Annotated in this window: 23 protein-coding genes and 1 pseudogene; 13 read left to right on the forward strand and 11 right to left on the reverse strand. The window is 74.2% G+C overall.

The features are described from left to right. Positions 1–43 precede the first annotated feature (43 nt). Complete coding sequence (locus V6U79_RS13925) at positions 44–877, forward strand: phosphoribosylaminoimidazolesuccinocarboxamide synthase (RefSeq protein ID WP_334614877.1); 834 nt, start codon at positions 44–46, stop codon at positions 875–877. Between the two features lie 11 nt (positions 878–888). Here the strand turns inward: V6U79_RS13925 and glpK are convergent, their stop codons facing one another. Further along, the gene (gene glpK / locus V6U79_RS13930; protein WP_334524447.1) at positions 889–2373 is read right to left on the reverse strand and encodes a glycerol kinase GlpK; all 1485 of its coding nucleotides are present in this window, start codon (positions 2371–2373) and stop codon (positions 889–891) included. A 63-nt stretch (positions 2374–2436) separates the two neighbouring features. Between glpK and V6U79_RS13935 the strand changes: the two genes are divergently transcribed. Further along, entirely contained in the window at positions 2437–3375 is a 939-nt protein-coding gene (locus V6U79_RS13935; protein ID WP_334524444.1) for a ribose-phosphate diphosphokinase, read from the forward strand. A 99-nt stretch (positions 3376–3474) separates the two neighbouring features. On the opposite strand, the gene V6U79_RS13940 is transcribed toward V6U79_RS13935, so the two are convergent. Then, a complete protein-coding gene (locus V6U79_RS13940; RefSeq protein WP_334524442.1) occupies positions 3475–3930 on the reverse strand; it encodes an ATP-binding protein in 456 nt (151 codons plus the stop codon). 120 nt (positions 3931–4050) lie between these two features. Here V6U79_RS13940 and macS point away from each other — a divergent pair, with 120 nt between their 5' ends. Then, complete coding sequence (macS, locus tag V6U79_RS13945) at positions 4051–5181, forward strand: MacS family sensor histidine kinase (protein WP_334524440.1); 1131 nt, start codon at positions 4051–4053, stop codon at positions 5179–5181. A 26-nt stretch (positions 5182–5207) separates the two neighbouring features. After that, positions 5208–5846 carry a response regulator gene (locus tag V6U79_RS13950; protein WP_334524437.1) on the forward strand — a complete coding sequence of 213 codons (639 nt, stop codon included), beginning with the start codon at positions 5208–5210 and terminating at the stop codon, positions 5844–5846. Positions 5847–5850: 4 nt separating this feature from the next. Here V6U79_RS13950 and V6U79_RS13955 read toward each other — a convergent pair whose 3' ends face one another. The 3 genes from V6U79_RS13955 to V6U79_RS13965 form a co-directional block, all read right to left on the reverse strand. Continuing rightward, the gene (locus tag V6U79_RS13955; protein ID WP_334524434.1) at positions 5851–6423 is read right to left on the reverse strand and encodes a DUF5709 domain-containing protein; all 573 of its coding nucleotides are present in this window, start codon (positions 6421–6423) and stop codon (positions 5851–5853) included. 93 nt (positions 6424–6516) lie between these two features. After that, positions 6517–7302, reverse strand: coding sequence for an ATP-binding protein (locus V6U79_RS13960; protein WP_334524431.1), 786 nt, complete (start codon positions 7300–7302; stop codon positions 6517–6519). Further along, positions 7299–8300 (reverse strand): SDR family oxidoreductase, encoded by a 1002-nt coding sequence (locus V6U79_RS13965; protein WP_334524429.1) that lies wholly within the window; start codon positions 8298–8300, stop codon positions 7299–7301. The genes V6U79_RS13960 and V6U79_RS13965 overlap by 4 nt, the downstream gene beginning before the upstream one ends. Positions 8301–8532: 232 nt before the next feature. On the opposite strand from V6U79_RS13965, the gene V6U79_RS13970 reads away from it, so the two are divergent. Next, on the forward strand, positions 8533–9735 hold the full coding sequence (locus V6U79_RS13970) for a glycosyltransferase (RefSeq protein WP_334524427.1): 1203 nt from the start codon (positions 8533–8535) through the stop codon (positions 9733–9735). On the opposite strand, the pseudogene V6U79_RS13975 reads toward V6U79_RS13970, so the two are convergent. The 4 genes and pseudogenes from V6U79_RS13975 to aroA all read right to left on the reverse strand — a co-directional run bounded on the left by V6U79_RS13975 (position 9690) and on the right by aroA (position 13996). Continuing rightward, positions 9690–10642 (reverse strand): annotated as a pseudogene (locus tag V6U79_RS13975) (DMT family transporter). The gene V6U79_RS13970 and the pseudogene V6U79_RS13975 sit on opposite strands and share 46 nt — an antisense overlap. Positions 10643–10702: 60 nt before the next feature. Further along, positions 10703–11521, reverse strand: a complete 819-nt coding sequence (gene hisN, locus V6U79_RS13980; RefSeq protein WP_334524425.1) for a histidinol-phosphatase — start codon at positions 11519–11521, stop codon at positions 10703–10705. 70 nt (positions 11522–11591) lie between these two features. Further along, the gene (gene rsgA, locus V6U79_RS13985) at positions 11592–12725 is read right to left on the reverse strand and encodes a ribosome small subunit-dependent GTPase A (protein WP_334524423.1); all 1134 of its coding nucleotides are present in this window, start codon (positions 12723–12725) and stop codon (positions 11592–11594) included. Then, positions 12695–13996, reverse strand: coding sequence for a 3-phosphoshikimate 1-carboxyvinyltransferase (gene aroA, locus V6U79_RS13990; protein WP_334524421.1), 1302 nt, complete (start codon positions 13994–13996; stop codon positions 12695–12697). Before aroA ends, rsgA begins: the two co-directional genes overlap by 31 nt. A 103-nt stretch (positions 13997–14099) precedes the next feature. Between aroA and V6U79_RS13995 the strand changes: the two genes are divergently transcribed. The 5 genes from V6U79_RS13995 to rsrA all read left to right on the forward strand — a co-directional run bounded on the left by V6U79_RS13995 (position 14100) and on the right by rsrA (position 17896). Beyond that, on the forward strand, positions 14100–14801 hold the full coding sequence (locus V6U79_RS13995) for an SOS response-associated peptidase (RefSeq protein WP_334614878.1): 702 nt from the start codon (positions 14100–14102) through the stop codon (positions 14799–14801). Between the two features lie 200 nt (positions 14802–15001). Beyond that, positions 15002–15394 carry a WhiB family transcriptional regulator gene (locus V6U79_RS14000; RefSeq protein WP_334524416.1) on the forward strand — a complete coding sequence of 131 codons (393 nt, stop codon included), beginning with the start codon at positions 15002–15004 and terminating at the stop codon, positions 15392–15394. A gap of 185 nt (positions 15395–15579) precedes the next feature. After that, positions 15580–16194 (forward strand): alpha/beta hydrolase family protein, encoded by a 615-nt coding sequence (locus V6U79_RS14005; protein ID WP_334524413.1) that lies wholly within the window; start codon positions 15580–15582, stop codon positions 16192–16194. A 594-nt stretch (positions 16195–16788) separates the two neighbouring features. Further along, positions 16789–17607, forward strand: a complete 819-nt coding sequence (locus tag V6U79_RS14010) for a sigma-70 family RNA polymerase sigma factor (RefSeq protein WP_334524410.1) — start codon at positions 16789–16791, stop codon at positions 17605–17607. Between the two features lies 1 nt (position 17608). Continuing rightward, a complete protein-coding gene (gene rsrA / locus V6U79_RS14015; protein ID WP_334524408.1) occupies positions 17609–17896 on the forward strand; it encodes a mycothiol system anti-sigma-R factor in 288 nt (95 codons plus the stop codon). A gap of 129 nt (positions 17897–18025) precedes the next feature. Here rsrA and V6U79_RS29795 read toward each other — a convergent pair whose 3' ends face one another. Next, positions 18026–18100, reverse strand: a complete 75-nt coding sequence (locus V6U79_RS29795) for a 50S ribosomal protein bL37 (protein ID WP_442933774.1) — start codon at positions 18098–18100, stop codon at positions 18026–18028. A gap of 249 nt (positions 18101–18349) precedes the next feature. On the opposite strand from V6U79_RS29795, the gene V6U79_RS14020 reads away from it, so the two are divergent. Next, positions 18350–18565, forward strand: coding sequence for a biotin/lipoyl-binding carrier protein (locus V6U79_RS14020; protein ID WP_334524406.1), 216 nt, complete (start codon positions 18350–18352; stop codon positions 18563–18565). Beyond that, entirely contained in the window at positions 18565–19074 is a 510-nt protein-coding gene (locus tag V6U79_RS14025; RefSeq protein ID WP_334524545.1) for a GNAT family N-acetyltransferase, read from the forward strand. The genes V6U79_RS14020 and V6U79_RS14025 overlap by 1 nt, the downstream gene beginning before the upstream one ends. A 4-nt stretch (positions 19075–19078) precedes the next feature. On the opposite strand, the gene V6U79_RS14030 is transcribed toward V6U79_RS14025, so the two are convergent. Beyond that, complete coding sequence (locus V6U79_RS14030) at positions 19079–19672, reverse strand: TetR/AcrR family transcriptional regulator (RefSeq protein ID WP_334524403.1); 594 nt, start codon at positions 19670–19672, stop codon at positions 19079–19081. Between the two features lie 107 nt (positions 19673–19779). On the opposite strand from V6U79_RS14030, the gene V6U79_RS14035 reads away from it, so the two are divergent. Next, positions 19780–21369 carry an MDR family MFS transporter gene (locus V6U79_RS14035; protein WP_334524400.1) on the forward strand — a complete coding sequence of 530 codons (1590 nt, stop codon included), beginning with the start codon at positions 19780–19782 and terminating at the stop codon, positions 21367–21369. The last annotated feature ends 118 nt before the right edge of the window (positions 21370–21487 follow it).

Consider the following 21487-nt stretch of genomic DNA (forward strand, 5'->3'; position numbering starts at 1 on the left):
GGCCGGCACGGGCGTCTCCGCGCCGCGTGGTGTACTAGGCCGCGTGGAACTTCTGCACTCGGGCAAGGTACGGGACGTCTACGCCGACGGCGATGACCTGATCCTGGTCGCCTCCGACCGCATCTCCATCTACGACGTGGCGCTGCCGACGCCGATCCCGGACAAGGGTCGACTGCTCACCGCCCTGTCGCTGTGGTGGTTCGACCAGCTCGCCGACCTGGTGCCGAACCACGTCGTCTCGGCCACCGACGTGCCGGCCGAGTTCGCCGGGCGGGCCATCCGGTGCCGCCGGCTCGACATGGTGCCGGTCGAGTGCGTCGCCCGGGGCTACCTGACCGGCGGCGGGCTGACGGAGTACCAGCGCACCGGCGCGGTCTCCGGCGTGCCGCTGCCCCGCGGCCTGGTCGAGGCGTCGATCCTGCCCGAGCCGATCTTCACCCCGTCGACCAAGGCGCCGGTGGGGGAGCACGACGAGCCGATCACCTACGCCGAGGTGGTGGACAAGGTCGGCGCGGAGACCGCCGAGCGGCTCCGGCAGATCACCCTCGACGTCTACCGGCGCGGCGCCGAGCTCGCCGCCGACCGGGGCATCCTGGTCGCCGACACCAAGATCGAGCTGGGCTGGGCGCCGGACGGCACGCTGATGCTCGGCGACGAGCTGCTCACCTCCGACTCGTCCCGGTTCTGGCCCGCCGAGTCGTACCAGCCGGGGCGCGCGCAGTTCTCCTACGACAAGCAGTTCGTCCGGGACTGGGCGACGGGCGGCGGCTGGAACAAGCAGGCCCCCGCGCCGGAGGTGCCGGCCGAGGTGGTCGAGGCCACCCGGGCCCGCTACGTCGACGTCTACGAGAAGCTGACCGGCAACCGCTGGGAGTAGGCCCGGGGCCGTCAGTCCACCCAGTCGAGGGTGCGCTGCACGGCCTTGCGCCAGTTGCGCAGCTCCCGCTCCCGGTGCGCGGCATCCATCCGGGACTCCCACTGCGCGTCCGAGCTCCACTGCGCGCGCAGCGTCTCCAGGTCCGGCCAGAAGCCGACCGCCAGGCCGGCCGCGTAGGCCGCGCCGAGGCAGGTGGTCTCGGTGATCCGGGAACGGACCACCGGCACGTCGAGCACGTCGGCGAGGAACTGCATCAGCAGGCCGTTGGCGGTCATCCCGCCGTCCACCCGCAGCCGGCGCAGCGCCACGTCGGAGTCGGCGTTCATCGCGTCGACCACCTCGCGGGTCTGCCAGGCCGACGCCTCCAGCACCGCCCGCGCCAGGTGCCCCTTGGTGATGTAGCCGGTCAGCCCGGCGATGACGCCCCGGGCGTCGCTGCGCCAGTGCGGGGCGAAGAGCCCGGAGAAGGCCGGCACGACATAGCAGCCGCCGTTGTCGTCGACGGTCCCGGCCAGCTCCTCGACCTCCGGTGCGGTGGAGATCAGCCCGAGGTTGTCCCGCAGCCACTGGACCAGCGACCCGGTGACCGCGATCGCCCCCTCCAGCGCGTACGCGGCCGGCTGGCCGTCGATCCGGTAGGCCACGGTGGTGAGCAGGCCGTGCCGGGACGGCACCGGGCTGGCGCCCGTGTTCAGCAGCAGGAAGCTGCCGGTGCCGTAGGTGCACTTCGCCTCGCCCGGCTGGAAGCAGGTCTGCCCGAACAGGGCCGCCTGCTGGTCGCCGAGCGCGCTGGCCACCGGCACCCCGGCGAGCAGCCCGTCGGCGGTGCCGTAGACCTCGGCCGAGGAGCGGATCTCCGGCAGCATGGCGGCCGGCACCCTCATCACGTCCAGCAGCTCCGGGTCCCAGTCCAGGGTCTCCAGGTCCATCAGCATCGTCCGGCTGGCGTTGGTCACGTCGGTGACGTGCCGCCCGGTCAGCTTCCAGATCAGCCAGCTGTCCATCGTGCCGAAGAGCACCTCGCCCCGCTCGGCGCGCTCGCGCAGCCCCTCGACGTGGTCGAGCAGCCAGCGCAGCTTCGGGCCCGCGAAGTAGGTGGCCAGTGGCAGGCCGGTGCGCTTGCGCAGCCGCTCCTCGCCGTACGCCTCGTCGAGTTCGCGCAGCAGTGGCCCGGTGCGGGTGTCCTGCCAGACGATCGCGGGAGCCACCGGGCGGCCGGTGGCCCGGTCCCAGACCACGGTGGTCTCCCGCTGGTTGGTGATGCCGACCGCGGCCAGCCCGTCCGGGCCGGTGCCGGCGGCCTCCAACGCGTCCCGGACCACCCGCTGCACGTTGGTCCAGATCTCGTCCGCGTCGTGCTCCACCCAGCCGGGCTGCGGGAAGATCTGCCGGTGCTCGCGCTGTGCCACGGAGACGATCTCCCCGGCGCGGTCGAAGACGATGCACCGCGAGGAGGTGGTGCCCTGGTCGATGGCGGCGACGTACTCTCCGGTCATGGCGGCACCGTACCCGGCCGGGGCGCGGTCGGAGAACCGGCGCCGGACCGTACGATCTGGACCGTGCGTGACATCGCGGTGTTCAGCGGAACCGCCCATCCGGAGTTGGCCGCCGAGATCTGTGCGCACCTGGACGTGCCGTTGCGCCCGGTGCGGGTGTCCCGGTTCGCCAACGACTGCCTGGAGGTGCAGCTCCAGGCGAACTGCCGGGAGCGGGACGTCTTCCTGATCCAGCCGCTGGTGCCACCGACCCAGGAGAACCTGGTCGAGCTGCTGCTCATGATCGACGCCGCCCGGGGCGCCTCGGCCGCCCGGATCACCGTGGTGCTGCCGCACTACGCGTACGCCCGGTCGGACAAGAAGGACGCGCCGCGGATCTCCATCGGCGGCCGGCTCGTCGCCGACCTGCTCACCTCGGCCGGGGCGCACCGGGTGCTGGCGATGACCCTGCACTCGCCGCAGGTGCACGGCTTCTTCAACGTCCCCGTCGACCACCTGCACGCGCTGCGCGAACTGGCCACCCACTTCCGGGGCCACGACCTGCGTGACACCGTGGTGGTCTCGCCGGATCTCGGCAACGCCAAGGAGGCGGCGGCCTTCGCCCGGATGCTCGGCACCCCGGTGGCGGCCGGGGCGAAGCAGCGGTTCAGCGACGACCGGGTCCAGATCAGCACGGTGATCGGCGACGTCGCCGACCGGGACGTCATCGTGCTCGACGACGAGATCGCCAAGGGCAGCACGGTGATCGAGCTGATCGCCCACCTGCGCGAGCGGAAGGTCCGCTCGATCCGGCTGGCCTGCACGCACGGGCTCTTCTCCAGCGGCGCGCTGGACCGGCTCGGTGCCCAGGACGGGGTGCTGGAGATCGTCTGCACCAACACCGTGCCGATCCCGGCGGAGAAGCGGGTGCCGAAGCTGACGGTGCTCTCGGTGGCGCCCGCGCTGGCCGAGGCGATGCGGCGGATCCACAACGGCGAGTCGGTCAGCGCACTCTTCGGCTGAGAGAGCGTCGGGTAACCGTCCGCACCACGACACCGTCTGAATCGGGGCGCCTCGCCCCGTGCGGAGCCGGCCGGGCCCGGCGGCGGCGGAGCGCGGGTATCAGCCGGCGGTGCGCCCGATCGTCGCGGTCGCCGTGCTGATCCGTACCGTCGTGCCGGCCGCGCCGGTCTCGACCTCCATGGTGTCGCTCAGCTCCCGGGCCAGCCAGAGCCCCCAGCCGCCGGCGGTCTCCGGTGCCGGCCGGCTCCGGTCGTCCAGCCGGCGCGCGCTGATGCCCCGGCCGTGGTCGGCGACCTCGCAGACCACCGCGTCCCCACGTCGCCACAGCCGGAGCCAACCCCGGCCGCCGCCGTGCCGTACCGCGTTGGTGATCAGCTCGTTGACGGCCAGCACGAAGTCGTCGAGCCGCTGGCCGTCCAGGCCCGCCGAGTGCGCGCAGGAGGTGACCGAGTGTCGCAGCCCGGTCACCTGCGCCTGGTCGAAGGCCTCGGCGATGAGGAGGGAAGATCCGATGGGCACAACCGTACGCGGTGTCGGTGATTCTGCGCTCGTCATGGGCCCTGTCCCGGCGCCGGGTCTCGGAGTTTTTCGCGGCATTTCCACCGTACGTCAGGGTTCCCGTGAGCGCGACGGGCGGGCCGGCCGGGCGGTGCCGGCTGTGGCATCGTGACGGCCATGCCGTCGCCGCCGGGAGGGTTCGAGGTGCCGCTCTGGCGGTCCCTCGCCGTCTTCCGGTTCGCCTCCCTCGCGTACGTCTGCCTGCTGATGGTCCGCGACGCCGGCCGGTACGCGCACCCCGTCGCCGCCGGCGGCGTACTCCTGGCGATGCTGGCCTGGTCCGGGATGACGGCGGTCTGGTACGCCCGGCCGGAGAACCGGCGCTGGCCGCTGCTCCTGGCCGACCTCGGCGTGGTGCTCGCGATCCTCGCCGCCACCCCGTGGGTGGTCGGCCGTGCGGCGCTCGCCGCCGGGGTGCCGACCCTCGCCGTGGTCTGGCTGGCCGGACCGGTGCTGGCCTGGGCGGTCTCCGGCGGCCGGCGGCGCGGCGCGGTGGCCGCGCTGCTCCTCGGCGGCGCCGACCTGGCCACCCGGGGCCGGATCGGCCCCTCCTCGCTGACCGGGGTGATCCTGCTGCTGCTGGCCGGGGTGATCGTCGGGCACGTCGCGCGGCTCGCGGTCACGGCGGAGGAGCGGTTGCAGCGGGCGGTGGAGCTGGAGGCGGCGACCCGGGAGCGGGAACGGCTGGCCCGGGGCATCCACGACTCGGTGCTCCAGGTGCTGGCGCTGGTGCAGCGCCGCGGCGCCCACCTCGACGGGGAGGCCGGGGAGCTGGCCCGGCTCGCCGGGGAGCAGGAGGCCGCGCTGCGGGCGCTGATCGCCGGGGTGGAGTCGGCCCCCGCGCCGGATCCGGCCGGCGGCACCCTGGACCTGCGCGCCCTGCTCGGCCGGTACGCCTCGCCAGCCGTCCAGGTCTCCGCCCCGGCCACCCCGGTTCCCCTCCCGGCCGCCGTCGCCCGGGAGTTGGTCGCGGCCACCGCGGCGGCGCTGGACAACGTCGGACGGCACGCGGACGGTCGGGCCTGGGTGCTGGTGGAGGACGAGGGGGAGACGGTGACCGTGTCGGTACGGGACGCCGGTCCGGGGATTCCGGACGGCCGGCTGGCCGAGGCCGCCCGGCAGGGGCGGCTGGGCCTGGCCCAGTCCATCCGGGGTCGGATCACCGACCTCGGCGGCGAGGTGCGGATCGACTCCGCCCCGGGCGCCGGCACCGAGATCGAGATGGTCGTGCCGAGGCGGTCGCGGTGAGCGCGAGTTGTTCAGCGATCAGGGTGATGGTGGTCGACGACCATCCGATGTGGCGGGAGGGGGTGGCCCGGGACCTCACCGAGGCCGGCCACCAGGTCGTCGCGACCAGCGGGGAGGGGCGGCAGGCGGTCCGGGTGGCCGCCGCCGTCCGGCCCGACGTGGTGGTGCTCGACCTCCAGCTCCCCGACATCTCCGGGGTGGCGGTGGTCCAGGGGCTGCGCGCGGTGTTGCCGCAGGTACGGGTGCTGATGCTCTCGGCCAGCGGCGAGCAGCAGGACGTGCTGGACGCGGTGAAGGCCGGCGCCACCGGCTACCTGCTGAAGTCGGCGGCGCCGGCCGAGTTCCTGGACGCGGTCCGGCGCACCGCGGCCGGCGAGCCGGTCTTCACCCCGGGCCTGGCCGGGCTGGTCCTCGGGGAGTACCGCCGGCTCGCCGCCGCGCCGCGGGCCTCGGTCCGGGACGACGCGGCACCCCGGCTCACCGATCGGGAGACCGAGGTGCTGCGGTTGGTGGCCAAGGGGATGTCCTACAAGCAGATCGCCGAGCGGCTCGGGTTGTCCCACCGCACGGTGCAGAACCACGTCCAGAACACCCTGGGCAAGCTCCAGCTGCACAACCGGGTCGAGCTGACCCGCTACGCGATCGAGCGCGGCCTGGACGCCTGACCGGTCAGTGCGCGGCGGGCGGGCGGGTCTCGTGGATGGCGAGCTCCTCGGCGGTCGCGCCGCCGCCGGCCGAGCCCGCGTCGTACGCGACGCTGTCGCTCTCCTGGTCGGTGTGGGCGCCCTCGTCCGGCTCCACCAGCCGGCCGACCTGGTGGTCGGCGACGCTGCCGAGCTGGCCGTGGTCGTAGAGCGAGACCGGGGAGCGCGGGTCCGAGGTGGGGCCGGGGTTCATCACGTCGGCGTCGAGCTGGGCCTGGGCGGCCGCCTCGTCGCTGTCCGCCTCGGCGGCGATGTCCGGGTCGATCGGGCCGGCCAGCGGGTCGTCGGCGGGTCGCTCGTGCTGCTCGCGGCCGAGCTTGTAGTCCAGGGACTCGCCGTCGAGCTGCTCCTCGGCGGTGGTCCCGAACCTGTCCACCGCCACCGGCGTGCGGTCGCCGGGCAGCTGGGCCGGGTCCGGCCCGTCCGCCTCGCGGCCGGTGAGGACGTCGTCGTTGGCGGTCGAGTCGTCGTCGGCGGTGTCGGGCAGGCCCAGCGCCTCCGGGTCGGACACGGGGGTCGGGTACTCGTTGTCGCGCATGGCTGATCTCTACCCACTGTCCCGCCTGGGGTAACCGTCCGGCACCCCGGAGATCGGGCCGAAACGGGAGAAAATGGGGGTGACGGGGAGAAGTCAGCCCCGACGCGGGGCCTCGTCCTCGACGTCCAGCACGCACCAGACCACTTTGCCGTTCGGGACGGCGGTGCTGCCCCAGCGCCGGGTGACTGTGTCGATCAGCAGCAGACCCCGGCCGCCGGTCGAGGTCGGCGGCGCCAGCCCCGGGGACGCCGGCTGTCGGGGAGAGTGGTCGCGGACCGCCACGTGCAGCGAGCTGTCCCGCGGGGCGAGCCGCACGGTCATCGGGGTCAGCGCGTGCGCCACCACGTTGTTGACCATCTCGGTCACCGCGATGCACCCCGGCTCGGTCAGCTCCGGCACGCCCCACCGGGCACAGCCGTCCGCCACCATCGCCCGGGCCCGGCGGGCCGCGTCGACCGCGGGAGGCAGCTCCGCGTCGAGCACGGCGGCCATCGGCCGCCGGGCCAGCGTCGCGAGCGCCTCGTCCATGGTGGCGCAGCTGCCCAGCTCGGCCGCGGCGGCGCCGCCGACCGTCCCGGCCGGGTCGACCACCAGCACGTCGGCGGCGGGCCAGTCGACCACCGCGTGCCGCACGTCGGTCAGCAGCCGGCCGGCCGCGTCGCCGGTGGCGCGCAGCTCGGCGAGGTCGACCACGATCGGGCCGGGACGGTCGCAGAGCCGGGCCAGCAGGGCGTCGCGGACCCGGTCGACGGCCACCGGATCGAGCATTCCGCTCAACCGGACGGTCGCCGACGACTCGTCCGCCTCCACCCGGCAGCGGGTCTCCGCGGGCAGCATCCCGGTGCGGGGCCCACCCGCCGTCCGCTCCACGCCGCTCATCGCCGGTCCGTCCGGGACCGGCGGGTCATCGCGGCCACCGTTCCCACGGCGGTGCCGGCCGCGGCCAGCCCGAACGCCGCGGTCACCCGGACCAGCTGCCGGCGCCGGCCCTGCCAGCCGTCGTCCCGCTGGGCCTCCCCGTCCGCGTGGAAGACGTTCCCGCTGCTCTCCGCCGTGCCGGCCGGACCGAACTGGGTCCGGTGCACGTACCAGCCGAGGACCCGCTCGGCGAGCGCGGGGGCGAGCCGCCACTGCAGGCCGATCAGCCGGGCCGCGCCCCCGGCGTACGCCTCGCGGCGCGGCCGGCGCAGCAGCCGGACGATGGTCTCGGCCACCATCTCGGGCGGGTAGACCGGCGGCGGCGGGACCAGTTCCCGGCCGGTGTGGTTGCCGGCGTGCCGGAAGAACGGGGTGTCGATGGTGGCGGGCAGCACCGTGCAGATCGAGATGTTGCCCCGCCCGGTCACCCGCAGCTCCTGCCGGACCGTGTCGGCCAGCCCGCGGATGCCGTGCTTGGTGGCGTTGTACGCCGACTGGTAGGGCATCGCCACCTCGGCGAGCACGGAGGCGTTGTTGACCACCACCCCGCCCCCGGACGCGCCCAGCCAGGGCAGCGCGGCCCGGGTGCCGTGGGCGGTGCCGAGCAGGTTCACCTCGACCACCCGGCGGAACTCGGCCGTCGGGATCTCGTCGAAGAGGCCCACGGCGCTCACCGCGGCGTTGTTGACCCAGCCGTCGATCCGGCCGAACTCGGCCACCGCGCGGGCGGCCAGCTCCTCCACGGCGACCGGGTCCGTGACGTCGGTGGGTACGACCAGGGCCCGCCCGCCCAGCTCCCGGCACCGTCGGGCGACCTCGTCGAGGGCGGTCTCGGTGCGGGCGGCGAGGACCACGTCGGCGCCCCGGCGGGCGAGCGCGTACGCCGTGGCGGTGCCGATTCCGCTGGAGGCGCCGGTGATCACCACTGTGGCATCGGCGAGGCTACGGGTCAGTGGCATCCTTCGCCCGTACCCCGCAGCCCGGGGGCTCATGCCGCCCGGGGGTCACGGATCGGGCGCAACCGCCCCGGGCTGTGCTCCGGGCGCTTCCCGGAGGCGGGGCGCCCCGCTCGCCGACACCTGTGCCGAACGCTCCCGATCTGCCAGGTTTCGGCTCCCCGGGGCCGGGTTAATGGGACGCTCTGACGGAGGACCATCCCTTGCAAGTCTGCAGTTCGCATGGAGGTGCACCATGCGTGTCGGCCTCGTGTTCGCGCACGCCGGCCCGTCCAGGGACGCGGAGGGGCCGGTCGTCGGCACCCGCGACCACATCGCCCGGGTCGCCGCCGAACTCGCCGGCCGGGGCCATGACGTCCGGGTCTACGAGCGCCGCGACGATGCGACCCTGCCGCAGGTCGTCGAGGTCCAGGGGTACCGGATCGAGCGGGTGCCGGTCGGGCCCGACCGGCCCACCGCCACCGCGGAGCTGGTCCCGTACGTGTCGGAGTTCGGCCGCTGGCTCGCCGACCGCTGGGCGGGGGAGTGGACCCCGGAGGTGGTGCACGGGCACTACTGGATCGGCGGCCTGGCCGCCGCGCACGCGGTACGCGAGACGGACATCCCGGTCGTGCAGACCTTCCACTCGCTCGGCGTGGAGCAGCTGCGCCACCTGGGCCGGGAGTACGGCGGCCCGGGGGAGCGGATCCCGTTGGAGCGGGCGCTGACCCGGGCGGTGGACATCGCGGTGGCCCAGTGCAACGACGAGGTGGACGAGCTGACCCGGATGGGCCTGCAACGCACCTCGGTGGCGATGGTCCCCGCGGGCGTGGACATCGAGCAGTTCCACCCCGACGGCGAGGCGGCCCCCCGTGACCAGCGGGCCCGCATCCTCTCCGTCGGTGGCCTCTCCGCCGGGCACGGCCAGGAGGACCTGATCCGGGCGTTGCGGCTGGTGGGTGACGCGGAGCTGGTCATCGCCGGCGGTCCGCCGGCCGAGCAGCTCGCCAACCACGCGGAGGCGCGACGGCTGCGCGAGCTGGCCGAGCGGACCGGGGTGGCCGAACAGGTGAAGCTGGTCGGCGCGGTCCCGCACGACCAGATGGCCACCTGGTACCGCTCGGCCGACGTGGTCGCCTGCACCCCGCGCTACTCGTCCGCCGGCCGGGTGTCGCTGGAGGCGATGGCCTGCGGCGTCCCCGTCGTCGGCTACGCCATGGGCGGGATCGCCGACGCGGTGGTCGACGAGGTCACCGGCCGGCTGGTGCCGCCCGGGGACGTCCGCACGCTGGGCGTGACGCTGCGCCGGCTGCTCGCCGACAACGCTGGGCGGTTCGCGTACGGGCACGCGGCGGTGGACCGGGTCCGGTGCAGCTACACCTGGGAACGGACGGCCGGGGCGCTGGAGCGGCTCTACGAGCGGGTGGTGGGCCGCCGCAAGCCGGTCGAGGCGGCCTGACCGGACGCCGTACCGGCCCGGGGCGGGGGCTCAGGGCCGGGGCGGCGGCTCAGGGCCGGGGGGCGGCGCCGACCATGGCCCGGCGGCGCTCCCGGTCCCGGGCGGCGTGGTGGTGCTGTGGTTCGGCGTACCGGGTCAGGCCGATCACCGCCGCCAGGGTGACCAGGAAACCGACCGCGGCCAGCCACTCCCGGCCCGGCCAGATCTTGTCGTTGAGCAGCAGCAGACCGATGATCGCGGCGGGTACCGCACCGGCGGCGTCCATCGCGGCGACCGCCGCCGTGGTGGACCCCCGCTGCATGGCCAGCCCGAGCAGCAGCTGCCCGACCAGGGAGTGCGCGATCAGCAGGTAGAGCAGCGGATCCTGGAGGAACGCCTCCGCCGACGAGGCGGAGGCCAGCGGCCGGGCGGCCACCGCGGCGGCGGAGAAGGCCAGGCCGGCCAGGGAGCCCAGCGCCACCGAGCCGGGTGGCCCGTGCAGGCGCACCGCGAAGAAGCCGAGCACCCCGATGCCGCCGAGCGTCACGGCCAGGGCGACCATGCCGGCCGTGCCGAGCGGCTTCGAGGGGGCCGGCTGGGCGGAGAGCACCAGCGCGGTGATCCCGCCGAAGAGGAGCACCAGCAGCGCCACCTCGGCGGCCGGCAGCCGCCACTTCAGCACCGCCACGCCGAGGACCGCGGTGACGCCCAGCCCGGCGGCGACGCTCGCCTGCACCAGGAACAGCGGCAGGTCCCGGCGGGCCAGGAAGGCCAGCACGAAACCGGCCACCTGGCAGAGCAGCCCGATCAGGTAGGTGCGGTGGCTGGCCAGTCGCAGCAGCAGCCCCGGGTCGAAGGTGTGGTGGACGGTCGTCCGGGCGGCGGCGACCGACTGCAGCATGTTGGCGAAGCCGTACGCGACGATCATCGCCGCGAGGAAGCACCAACCAGAGGACACCACCTGGCGAGGATAGAGGGTGTCGTGGGTTCAGCGCTCGGTCGGCCGACCCAGCCGGGTGAGGACGTCGGCGTGCAGGAGGCCGTTGCTGGCGATCGCGCTGGTCTCCGCGGAGGCGTCGTCACCAGGGGCCGGACGGCCGTCCAGAGTGGTCAGAAGGCCGCCGGCCTCGGTGACGACGGGCACCAGCGCGGCGATGTCCCAGAGCGACAACTCCGGCTCCACCATGACGTCCAGTGCCCCCTCGGCGAGCAGCATGTAGCCGTAGAAGTCGCCGTACGCCCGGCTGCGCCAGGTGTCCCGCATCAGTTGCAGCATCGCGTCGAGCCGGCCCGCCTCCTCCCACCCGGTCAACGAGGAGTAGCAGAAGCTGGCGTCGGCGAGATCCCGCACCGCCGACACCCGCAGCGGCGTGCCGGAGGTGGCGTCCGGTCCGGCGTACGCCCCCTCGCCGACGGCGGCCCACCAGCGGCGGCCGAGCGCCGGTGCGGAGACCAGCCCGACCACCGGCCGGTCGTACTCCAGCAGGGCGATCAGGGTCGCCCAGACCGGCACGCCCCGGACGAAGTTCTTGGTGCCGTCGATCGGGTCGACCACCCAGCGCCGGCCGCCCGGACCGGCGGCCGGCTGCTCGCCGTACTCCTCGCCGAGCAGGCCGTCGTCCGGCCGCCGCTCGGCCAGCAGCGCGCGGATCTCCCGCTCGACGGCGGTGTCGGCGTCGGAGACGGGGGTGAGGTCCGGTTTGGCCTCCACCCGCAGGTCGAGGGCGCGGAACCGGGCCGTCGAGATGGCGTCCGCGGCGTCGGCGAGCTGGTGGGCGAGGGCGATGTCGTCGGCGTACCCGGTCATGCCACAGACCGTAGCCGCGCGCGCCGGATCACGATCCGCCGGGCGGGCCGTCGCCGGCCGGCCCGGCGGGTCAGGAGCCGGCGAGCGGATCGCCGGGATTGCGCTGGTCGGCCTCGCCGCGCGAGTCGCCCTCGCCGGACCGGGAGGCCAGCAACCGACGGTACGACGCCAGCCGGCGCTGGTCGGCCTTGCCGGCGGCCACCCAGGCGTCCAGCGCGCACTCCGCCTCGTCGGCCGTGTGCGGGCAGTTCGGCGGGCAGTCCACCGTCCCCTCGACCAGGTCGGGGAAGCCGTGCAGGAGGCTGTCCGCCGAGACGTGCGCCAGCCCGAAGCTGCGCACCCCCGGGGTGTCCACGATCCAGCCAGCGGCGCCCTGGGCGCCGCGCTCCGGGGGCAGCCGCAGCGCCACCGCGCTGGTGGAGGTGTGCCGGCCCCGGCCGATGGCGCTGACCACGCCGACCGCCCGGGCCGCGTCCGGGACCAGGCGGTTGACCAGCGTCGACTTGCCCACCCCGGAGTGCCCGACCATGACCGAGACCCGGCCGGCGAGCAGCGCGCGCAGCGCGGCGAGGTCGGAGTCCGGCCGGACCAGCACGTACGGCAGCTCCAGCTCGGCGTAGTAGCCGAGCACCTGTTCGGGGCCGGCCAGGTCGGCCTTGGTGAGGCAGAGCAGCGGCTCGATGCCGGCGTCGTACGCGGCCACCAGGCAGCGGTCGATGAACCCGGTCCGCGGCGGCGGGTCGGCCAGCGCGCTGACGATCACCAGCTGGTCGGCGTTGGCGACGACCACCCGTTCCAGGCGCCCCTCGGCGGTGGTCTCGTCGTCGTCGGCCGTGCGCCGCAGCACCGAGGTCCGTTCGGCGATCCGGACGATCCGGGCCAGCGCGCCGGCGCTGCCCGAGGTGTCCCCGACCAGGCCGACCCGGTCACCCACCACCACCGACTTGCGGCCCAGCTCCCGGGCCCGCATCGCGGTGATCGTGGCGACATCCCCGGTGTCGGGGAGCACGCAGGTGTAGCGGCCCCGGTCGACGGCGATGACGAACCCGTCGACGGCGTCGGCGTGCCGGGGGCGGGTACGGGTGCGTGGACGCGAGGACTTCCCGGGCCGGACCCGTACGTCGTCCTCGTCGTACTCCCGCCGTCTGGTCGCCAGGACCGCCCCCTTCGCCGTCAGTTCTTGCCGGTCACCATTGCCGACCATAGCGCCGGGAACTCCGGCATGGTCTTGGAGGTGCAGGTCACATCGTCCACCTCGATGCCCGGGACGGCCAGGCCGGCCACCGCGGCGGCGTGCGCCATCCGGTGGTCGGCGTACGTCCGGAAGGTCCCGCCGCGCAGCGGGCGGGGGCGGATCTCCAGCCCGTCGGCGGACTCGGTGAGGTCCGCGCCGAGCGCGGTGAACTCGCGGGCCAGCGCGGCGATCCGGTCGGTCTCGTGCCCCCGGATGTGGGCCACCCCGGTGAACCGGGACGGCGAGTCGGCCAGCATCGCCAGCGCGGTCAGCGCCGGGGTCAGCTCGCTGACGTCGGAGAGGTCGGCCTCCAGTCCGCGTACCGTGCCGGTGCCGCGGACGGTGAGCCCGGCGGTGCCGAGGCTCACCTCGCCGCCCATCCGTTGCAGCAGCGAGCGGAGCTGCTCGACCGGCTGCGCGCTGCTGCGCGGCCAGCCCTGCAACGTCACCTCGCCGCCGGTGACCAGCGCGGCGGCGAAGAAGGGGACCGCGCCGGAGAGGTCCGGTTCGATCTCCCAGCCGCGGCCGCTGAGCGGGCCGGGCTCGACCGACCAGACGTCGGGCGAGCTGTCGTCGACCGCCGCCCCGGCAGCCCGCAGCATCTGCACGGTCATCCGCAGGTGCGGCGCGGAGGGCACCGGCGGGCCCTCGTGCCGGACCACCACGCCCCGGTCGAAGCGGGCCCCGGCGAGCAGCAGGCCGGAGACGAGCTGGCTGGAGGCGGAGGCGTCGATCACCACCTCACCGCCGGTCACCCGGCCGGCGCCGAGCACGGCCAGCGGCAGGCTGCCGGTGGCCGGGGCGTCGATCCGTACGCCGAGCGAGCGCAGCGCGCCGATCAGCGGGCCGAGCGGGCGGACCCGGGCGTGCGGGTCGCCGTCGAAGGTGACCCGCCCCTCGGCCAGGCCGGCGACCGGCGGCACGAAACGCATCACCGTGCCGGCCAGGCCGACGTCGACGTGCGCCGGGCCGGCCAGCCGGTGCGGCCGGACCAGCCAGCGCTCGTCGTCGGCGACCGAGACGTGGGCGCCCATCGCGCGCAGCCCGCCCGCCATCAGTTCGGTGTCCCGGGCGCGCAGCGGCCCGTGCAGCGTGGACGGGCCGCTGGCCAGCGCGCTGAGCACGAGGGCCCGGGCGGTCATCGACTTGGAGCCGGGCAGGCGCAGTGTCGCGCCGACCGGGTCGCTGGCGGTCGGAGCGGTCCACGGCTGCGGCGGCCGGGTCGCGGTCGGATTCCCCACGGTCACATTCTGCCAAGTCCGCGGGCCGACCGGGCCGGCCGTCGGGTCGACTCCCGGTTGGCGGGACAGCCGGACACCCCGCCGGCGGGTTAGCGTGGGCGCCATGTGCGGGAGGTACGCGACGACCCGGAGCGCGGGCGACCTGGGAGCGCTCTTCGAGTCGTACGACGAGACCGACGGCCGGCTCGGTCCCGACCACAACGTCGCGCCGACCGACCCGGTGCCGCTGGTCCGGGTGCTCCCGGAGGGTGGGCGCGCGCTGTCGGTGGGGCGCTGGGGGCTGGTGCCGCACTGGTCCCGCTCGGCCGCCGGCGCGGCCCGCATGATCAACGCCCGGGCCGAGACGGTCGCCACCAGCCGGGCCTACGCCGACCCGTTCGCCCGCCGCCGCTGCCTGGTGCCGGCCGACGGCTGGTACGAGTGGGTGCGGCGCCCGGACGGCGGGAAGCAGCCGTACTACATGACCCCGCGGGACGGCTCGGTGCTGGCCTTCGCCGGCATCTGGTCGCGGTGGGAGTCGCTGCTCACCTTCAGCGTGCTCACCACCGCGGCGGTGGGGGAGTTGGCGGAGGTGCACGACCGGATGCCGCTGCTGCTGCCGCGCGAGCGCTGGGAGCGGTGGCTGCTCGCCCCGGCCGACGACCCGGCGACGCTGCTCGCCCCGCCGCCCGCCGAATGGCTCGGCGGGCTGGAGATCCGGCCGGTCGGCCCGGCGGTCGGCGACGTCCGCAACGACGGTCCGGAGCTGACCGCCCGGGTGCCGTTGCCCGAGGAGCGCGCCGAGGAGGAAATGACGCTCTTCTGAACCTGATTTGCGACATTGTCGCGCACGAATTGCCAGAGTTCCGGGCGAAACGTCGCTCGGACCTTCAGTCATCTTTGTGCGTAGCCCCTTGTCCCCCTCGCCGTCGGTGCGATAGAACACAGCGCTGGCACTGGGAGCGTCTTCGCGCGGTGCGAACGATGCCCGTCGATCTTGCCAGTCCCACGGGGGAGGTGGGTGTGATGACCCGGGCGCGTATGCCCCGTCCGCATGAGGTGGCCGCCGCACGACGAGATCCGCGACTGCTGCGGGCGTTGCGGGAACGTCGACAGGACGAGGCCTGGCGGACCAGAGGAACCTGTCAGAGTGTGGATCCGGAGACGTTCTTTCCGGCGCCCAACGAACCGGCCGACGCGGCCGTCGCGCTCTGCCGCAGCTGCGACGTCCAGGGCTCGTGCCTGGCCTGGGCGCTGGAGGTGGGTGACTGCCACGGCGTCTGGGGTGCCACCACGCCGCGCGAGCGGCGGGCCATGCTGGTCGCCTGGCGCAGCGAGGTGCAGCCGGATCCGGACGCCGCCGACGACGCCGGTCCGCCGGTGCGGGACCGCCTGCTCACCCTGGTGCCGCTGAGCTGACCGCCCGACCGGGTGCCGCCTCGCCGCCCGTCGTCGAGCCGGCCCGTCCGGTCCCGCGGTCCCTCGACTGGGCCGGCCCGTCCGGACCGGTGACGTGGGCCGGCCTGGTCGGCGCCGGCGCCCTGCCGCGCGCCGGCTGCGTCGTCGCACATCCGGCCGGGGCGCACGGGACGCAGAATGGACCCGTGCCGCACCGCGACGAGATCGACACCCCCCGGGGCCCGGCGCGGGTCGACACCGACCTGCCGGCCGGTCCACCGACCGCCCTGCTCGTGCTCGGGCACGGGGCGGGCGGCGACGTCGACGCCCCGGACCTGCTCGCGGTCCGCGACGCCGTGCTCGGCTCGGGGGTGGCGGTGGCCCGGGTGACCCAGCCGTACCGGGTCGCCGGGCGGCGGGCGCCGGCCCCGGCCGGCCACCTCGACGAGGCGTGGACGGCCGTGCTGGCGGTGCTGCGCGCCCGGCACCTGGAGCTGCCGTTGCTGGTCGGCGGCCGGTCCAGCGGTGCCCGGGTGGCCTGCCGGACCGCTGCCGCCGTGGGTGCCGTCGGGGTGGTCGCGTTGGCCTTCCCGCTGCACCCGCCGGGTCGCCCGGAGCGGTCCCGCGCGGAGGAGCTGCGCACCGGGCTGCCGACGCTGGTGGTCAACGGCGACCGGGACCCGTTCGGGGTGCCCGCCGCCGGCAGCGGGGTCCGGGTGGTGGTCCGCCCGGGGGAGCGCCACGACCTGCGCGGGGACCCGGCCGGGACGGCCGACGCGGTGCTCGGCTGGCTGCGCGAGCTGGGCCTGACGTCCCGCTGACCGTCCCCGTGCCGCCGGGTCGCCGCGCCCGTCCCCGTGTCGCCGCGCCCGTCCCCGTGTCGCCGAGCCCGTCCCCGTGCCGTCGTGTCGCCGAGCCCGTCCCCGTGCCGTCGTGTCGCCGCGCCCGTCCGCGCCGTGACGGTCGGTCCCCCGTGCCGCCGTCTCCGCGTCCGTGCCGTCTCCGCGCTCGCGTCGCCGCCTCCGCGCTCGCGTCGGCGTAACCCCTCAAGATCGTGCTCGATCCTGGAAGTAGTGGCCTCGCCGAAGGTCGGACGCCACTACTTCCAGGATCCAGCGTGATCATGCATGCATGCATGACTGGCTGCCGCCGCCGTCCGCTGCCGTCCGCCGCCGCGCGGGTGCGTGCCCGGCCGCACCTCGCGGGGGCCGTTTCCGGCCGCCGGGGCTCCTCGTTGCTCCGGATGGTGCCGGCTGCCCGGTTCGGGCGGTCGGGGCCATCCTCCCAGGCCCTTCCTGGTCCCAGCGTCGGCTTCGCCGGGGCCGGGACCAGGAACGGGGCGGTCGGGTGGAATGTCCCGCCCGTGCGGCGGCGTTGCACCCCCCGGACGACGAATCTGGCGAGGGGGGTGACCGGTGCCGACCGAGACACGGAGCCGGGAGCGGGACGAACGGGGAGCGCGGCAGCTCAGACAGCTGCTGGGCGGACCGGACTGGCCCGTGACGGTGGGCGGTCCGGCTGTGGTGAGCACCAGCACACCCGGCGGAACTGAATCTGCGGGACGATCGGCCCGCGTATCCTCGGCGGGAAAGCATCCGACGCGAGGGGATGTGCGGTTGACCACCGAAAAGACGGACGAGCGCAGGGCCCGCTTCGAGCGGGACGCGATGCCCTTCGTCGATCAGCTCTACGCTGCCGGGCTGCGCATGACGCGCAACCCGGCGGATGCCGAGGACCTGGTCCAGGAGACGTACCTGAAGGCGTACGCCGCCTTCCACCAGTTCGAGCAGGGCACCAACCTGAAGGCCTGGCTCTACCGGATCCTGACCAACACCTACATCAACTCCTACCGCAAGCGGCAGCGCCAGCCGATCCAGGCGCCCACCGACGAGATCACCGACTGGCAGCTCGCCGAGGCCGAGTCGCACACCTCCAGCGGGTTGCGGTCGGCCGAGACCGAGGCGCTGGACCGGCTCCCGGACAGCGACGTCAAGGAGGCCCTCCAGCAGTTGCCGGAGGAGTTCCGCCTGGCGGTGTACCTCACCGATGTCGAGGGCTTCTCCTACAAGGAGGTCGCCGACATCATGGGCACGCCCATCGGGACGGTGATGTCGCGGCTGCACCGCGGCCGACGTAATCTGCGCAAGCTGCTCGAGCGCTACGCGGCGGAGCGTGGTTTCAGCTCCGCCCAGTCCTCGAAGGGCTCGACCGCCGCTGCCGGCCGGGAGGTGTGACGTGAGCTGTGGGAAGCCGCACGAGACGGACTGCCGCGAGATCCTCGCGGAGGTCTACCTCTACCTGGATCTCGAGTGCGCCGAGGAGCGGCGCGGCCTGATCCGTCACCACCTCGACGAGTGCGGGCCCTGCCTGCGCGAGTACGGCATCGAGCAGGAGGTGAAGGCGCTCGTGGCCCGCTGCTGCGGCAACGAGACCGCCCCCGACCAGCTGCGCGAGCGGCTGCGGGTCCGGCTCACCGAGCTGGTGGTCTTCGAGGTCAGCGAGTCGCGCGAACTCGCCGACTGAGCGGCGACGACGAAGCGCTGAGCACAGCCGACGAAACGGTGGGCCGGGTCGACTCGACCCGGGCCACCGGTGTGTCCGGCCCGTGGGCCGGCGCTGCTGGTCACCGCGGCGGGCGGCCGCCGCGCAGGATCAGGAGGTGGGGCGCTTGCCGTGGTTCGCGCCGCTCTTCTTCCGGGCCTTCTTCTTCCGGGCCTTCTTCGCCATGCTGACCTCCTCGTGATGGGTCGGATCCCTGCGCACGACCCTCGGCGCCGGTGCACGCACCGGTCCTCCCGGCGCCAGGGTCCGACCCGCTGATGCTAGTGCCGCCGCCACCCGCCGTGGTCGGCCGGGGCGGGCCGGGCCGCGTGGCGTCCACTGTCGCCGACGTGGCACGCGGCCGCTCCCCGCCCACCGGGTGCCGCCGCATGATTGGATACGTCGGCAGACAATCGCGAGAGGGAGGGCCGGAACATGGCCGAGGAGATCCGCGCCGAGATGGTGGCCAACGTCTGGAAGGTCGTCGCGTCGGCCGGGGACACCGTGTCCGAGGGGGACACCCTGGTGATCCTCGAGTCGATGAAGATGGAGATCCCGGTCGTGGCCGAGTCCGACGGTGTCGTCACGCAGCTCGCGGTCAACGAGGGCGACGTCGTGCAGGACGGTGACCTGATCGCGGTGATCGGTTGATCGGCCCGCTGGTCCGTCCGGCGACCCCGGCGGACTTCGCCGCGGTCGCCCGGCTGACGGTCGCCGCGTACGAGGCGGACGGGCAGCTCAAGGGCGAGAACGGGTACGCCGACGTGCTCGCCGACGTGGCCGTTCGGGCCGAGCACGGCGAGGTGCTGGTGGCCGCCGACGAGGTGACCGGTGAGGTGCTCGGGTCGGTGACCTTCGTGCTGCCCGGCACCCGCTACGCCGAGCTCGCCGGCCCCGGCGAGGCCGAGTTCCGGATGCTGGCCGTCGACCCGGCCGCCCAGGGTCGCGGCGCCGGGGCGGCCCTGGCCCGGGCCTGCGTCGAGCGGGCCGCCGCGCGCGGCTGCTCGGCGGTGGTGATCTGCGTACGCAGCGGCTTCGCCGGCGCGGCGCACCGACTCTACGAACGGCTCGGTTTCGTCCGCGCCCCCGAGAAGGACTTCTCGCCCCTGCCCGGGGTGGACCTGCTGGGTCTGCGCCTGGCGCTGACCGCCCGGCCCTGACCGGTCAGTCCTGACCGGCGCGGGGAGTCTGCCCGCCGATCCCGGTGAGCAGTTCGTCGGCGACGTCGAGGGCGATCTTCTTGCGCTCGGCGTCGGTGATGTGCGGCGTGCGTACGGCGAACCAGCTGCTGTGCACGGCGAAGAGCGACAGCGCGGCCCGGAGCTGGGCGGCCGGGGAGTCGTCGCCCTGGCAGAGCTCGTCGGCCAGGCGCAGCATCCGTTCGCGCATCTGCTGCCCGGCGGGAAGGCTCTTCAGCACCGTCTGGTTCTGCTCGAAGAACCGCATCACCGAGGGCTGCTCACTGGCGAACATCGCGTCGGCGTACCGGCCGATCAGGGCCTGCCGGGTGGCCCGGCCGGCCGGTTGCGACCGCGACCACTCGATCAGCTCGTCCATCCGGCGCAGCCGGTCCTCGACGAAGCTGTTGACGATCTCGTCCTTGCTCTTGAAGTGGTAGTAGAGCGCGGCCTTGGTCACGTTCAACCGCTCGGCGATCTCCCGCAGCGAGGTCTTCTCGTACCCCTGCTCGGTGAAGAGTTCCAGCGCGACGGCCTGAATGCGTTGCCGCGTGCCGCCTGTGCTCTCCCTCACCCGCACCACCCAACTCGCTTGACGGTCTCTCGTCCACCAACTTACCGTGCGGCTAGTAAGCTAACTGGCCGGGCGGCAAGTAAGTGCGTCACTTCTCGGGGGGGAGCCTACCCATGAGTCAGGAAAGCCAGACGGCGGCGAGACCCAATGTCCGGGTCGTGCTGTTCGGCCTGATGATCGCGATGATGCTCGCGATGCTCGACAACATGATCGTCAGCACCGCGCTGCCGCGGATCGTCGGCGAGTTCGGCGGCGTGGACCACTTCACCTGGGTGGTCACCGCGTACGTGCTGGGCACCACGGTCTCCACCCCGATCTGGGGCAAGCTGGGCGACCTCTACGGCCGCAAGGCGGTCTTCCTGACCTCGGTGGTCGTCTTCCTGATCGGCTCGGCGCTCTGCGGCATGGCCGGCTCGGACATGCTCGGCGGCCCCGACAACGGCATGATCGAGCTGATCGCCTTCCGCGCCGTGCAGGGCCTCGGCGCCGGCGGCCTGATGGTCGGCGTGATGGCGATCATCGGTGACCTGGTGCCGCCCCGCGAGCGGGGCCGCTACCAGGGCATGATCGCCGGCATCATGGCCATCGCCATGGTGGCCGGGCCGCTGGTCGGCGGCTTCATCACCGACCACCTCTCGTGGCGCTGGGCGTTCTACGTCAACCTGCCGCTCGGCGGCGTCGCCCTGGTCCTGCTGATCGCCACCATGCACCTGCCCAAGTACCGGACCGAGCACCGGATCGACTGGCTGGGCGCGGCGCTGCTCTCCGTCGGCATCACCGCGATCGTGCTGGTCACCACGTGGGGTGGCAACGAGTACGACTGGGCCTCGCCGCAGATCCTCGGCCTCTCGGCGCTGGCTCTGCTCGCCCTGGTCGTCTTCGGCTTCGTCGAGCGGCGGGCCGCCGAGCCGATCCTGCCCCTCGGGCTCTTCGCCAACCGCAACTTCGCCCTGATCTCCGTGATCGGCTTCCTGCTCGGCTTCGCCATGTTCGGCGCGATGAACTTCCTGCCGCTCTACCAGCAGACCGTGCAGGGCGCCTCGGCCACCAACAGCGGCCTGCTCCTGCTCCCGCTGATGTTCGGCATGCTGGTGGTCTCGCTGGTGGTGGGCCGGGCGATCACGAAGACCGGCCGGTACCGGCTGTTCCCGATCGTCGGCGGGGTGGTGATGGCCGCCGGCCTGGCCCTGCTGACCCGGCTGGACGTCGACACCAGCAAGCTCGAGTCCTCGCTCTACATGATCGTGCTCGGGGTCGGCATGGGCTTCCTCATGCAGACCACGATGCTGATCGCGCAGAACAGCGTCGAGCAGAAGGACCTCGGCGCGGCCAGCGGCGCGGCCACCTTCTTCCGCTCCATCGGCGGCTCGTTCGGCATCTCGCTCTTCGGCGCGATCTTCGCCAACCGGCTCGCCGACTCCGCCGCCGGCAGCGCGTTCAGCGGCGGGGTCGGCGAGGGAGGCGGGATGGACCTGGAGCAGCTCAAGGGGTTGCCGGCGCAGCTGCGCGAGTCGGTCCTGGGCGGCCTCTCCGACGCCATCTCGCACGTCTTCTTCTGGGCGGTGCTCTTCACCGTCGCCGTGCCCGTGCTCGCCTGGTTCGTCAAGGAGGTGCCGCTGCGCTCGGCCAACGACGCCCCGCCCGCGGACGCCACCGGCGAGGAGCAGGCCGAGGTCGCTCTCGGCCGGGCCCCGGTGGCCTGACTCCCGCCGGTCCGTCGCGGCCGCGTCGTCCCCTGCCCGGGTACGCCGCGGCCGCGCCGCGTTGCCGGCCCGGGTACACCACCGGCCGCGCCGCCGCCCGGCCCGGTAGGTCCCGGCC

The organism is Micromonospora psammae (genome assembly GCF_036902725.1).
Lineage (GTDB): Bacteria > Actinomycetota > Actinomycetes > Mycobacteriales > Micromonosporaceae > Micromonospora.

Bases quoted from the DNA above. Each gene is read 5' to 3' on its own strand.
- glpK (WP_334524447.1), bottom strand. From the start codon at position 2,373: ATGACCGGAGAGTACGTCGCCGCCATCGACCAGGGCACCACCTCCTCG.
- V6U79_RS13940 (WP_334524442.1), bottom strand. From the start codon at position 3,930: ATGACGAGCGCAGAATCACCGACACCGCGTACGGTTGTGCCCATCGGA.
- macS (WP_334524440.1), top strand. From the start codon at position 4,051: ATGCCGTCGCCGCCGGGAGGGTTCGAGGTGCCGCTCTGGCGGTCCCTC.
- V6U79_RS13950 (WP_334524437.1), top strand. From the start codon at position 5,208: ATGGTGGTCGACGACCATCCGATGTGGCGGGAGGGGGTGGCCCGGGAC.
- V6U79_RS13955 (WP_334524434.1), bottom strand. From the start codon at position 6,423: ATGCGCGACAACGAGTACCCGACCCCCGTGTCCGACCCGGAGGCGCTG.
- V6U79_RS13960 (WP_334524431.1), bottom strand. From the start codon at position 7,302: ATGAGCGGCGTGGAGCGGACGGCGGGTGGGCCCCGCACCGGGATGCTG.
- V6U79_RS13965 (WP_334524429.1), bottom strand. From the start codon at position 8,300: ATGCCACTGACCCGTAGCCTCGCCGATGCCACAGTGGTGATCACCGGC.
- V6U79_RS13970 (WP_334524427.1), top strand. From the start codon at position 8,533: ATGCGTGTCGGCCTCGTGTTCGCGCACGCCGGCCCGTCCAGGGACGCG.
- hisN (WP_334524425.1), bottom strand. From the start codon at position 11,521: ATGACCGGGTACGCCGACGACATCGCCCTCGCCCACCAGCTCGCCGAC.
- rsgA (WP_334524423.1), bottom strand. From the start codon at position 12,725: ATGGTCGGCAATGGTGACCGGCAAGAACTGACGGCGAAGGGGGCGGTC.
- V6U79_RS13995 (WP_334614878.1), top strand. From the start codon at position 14,100: ATGTGCGGGAGGTACGCGACGACCCGGAGCGCGGGCGACCTGGGAGCG.
- V6U79_RS14000 (WP_334524416.1), top strand. From the start codon at position 15,002: ATGACCCGGGCGCGTATGCCCCGTCCGCATGAGGTGGCCGCCGCACGA.
- V6U79_RS14020 (WP_334524406.1), top strand. From the start codon at position 18,350: ATGGCCGAGGAGATCCGCGCCGAGATGGTGGCCAACGTCTGGAAGGTC.
- V6U79_RS14035 (WP_334524400.1), top strand. From the start codon at position 19,780: ATGAGTCAGGAAAGCCAGACGGCGGCGAGACCCAATGTCCGGGTCGTG.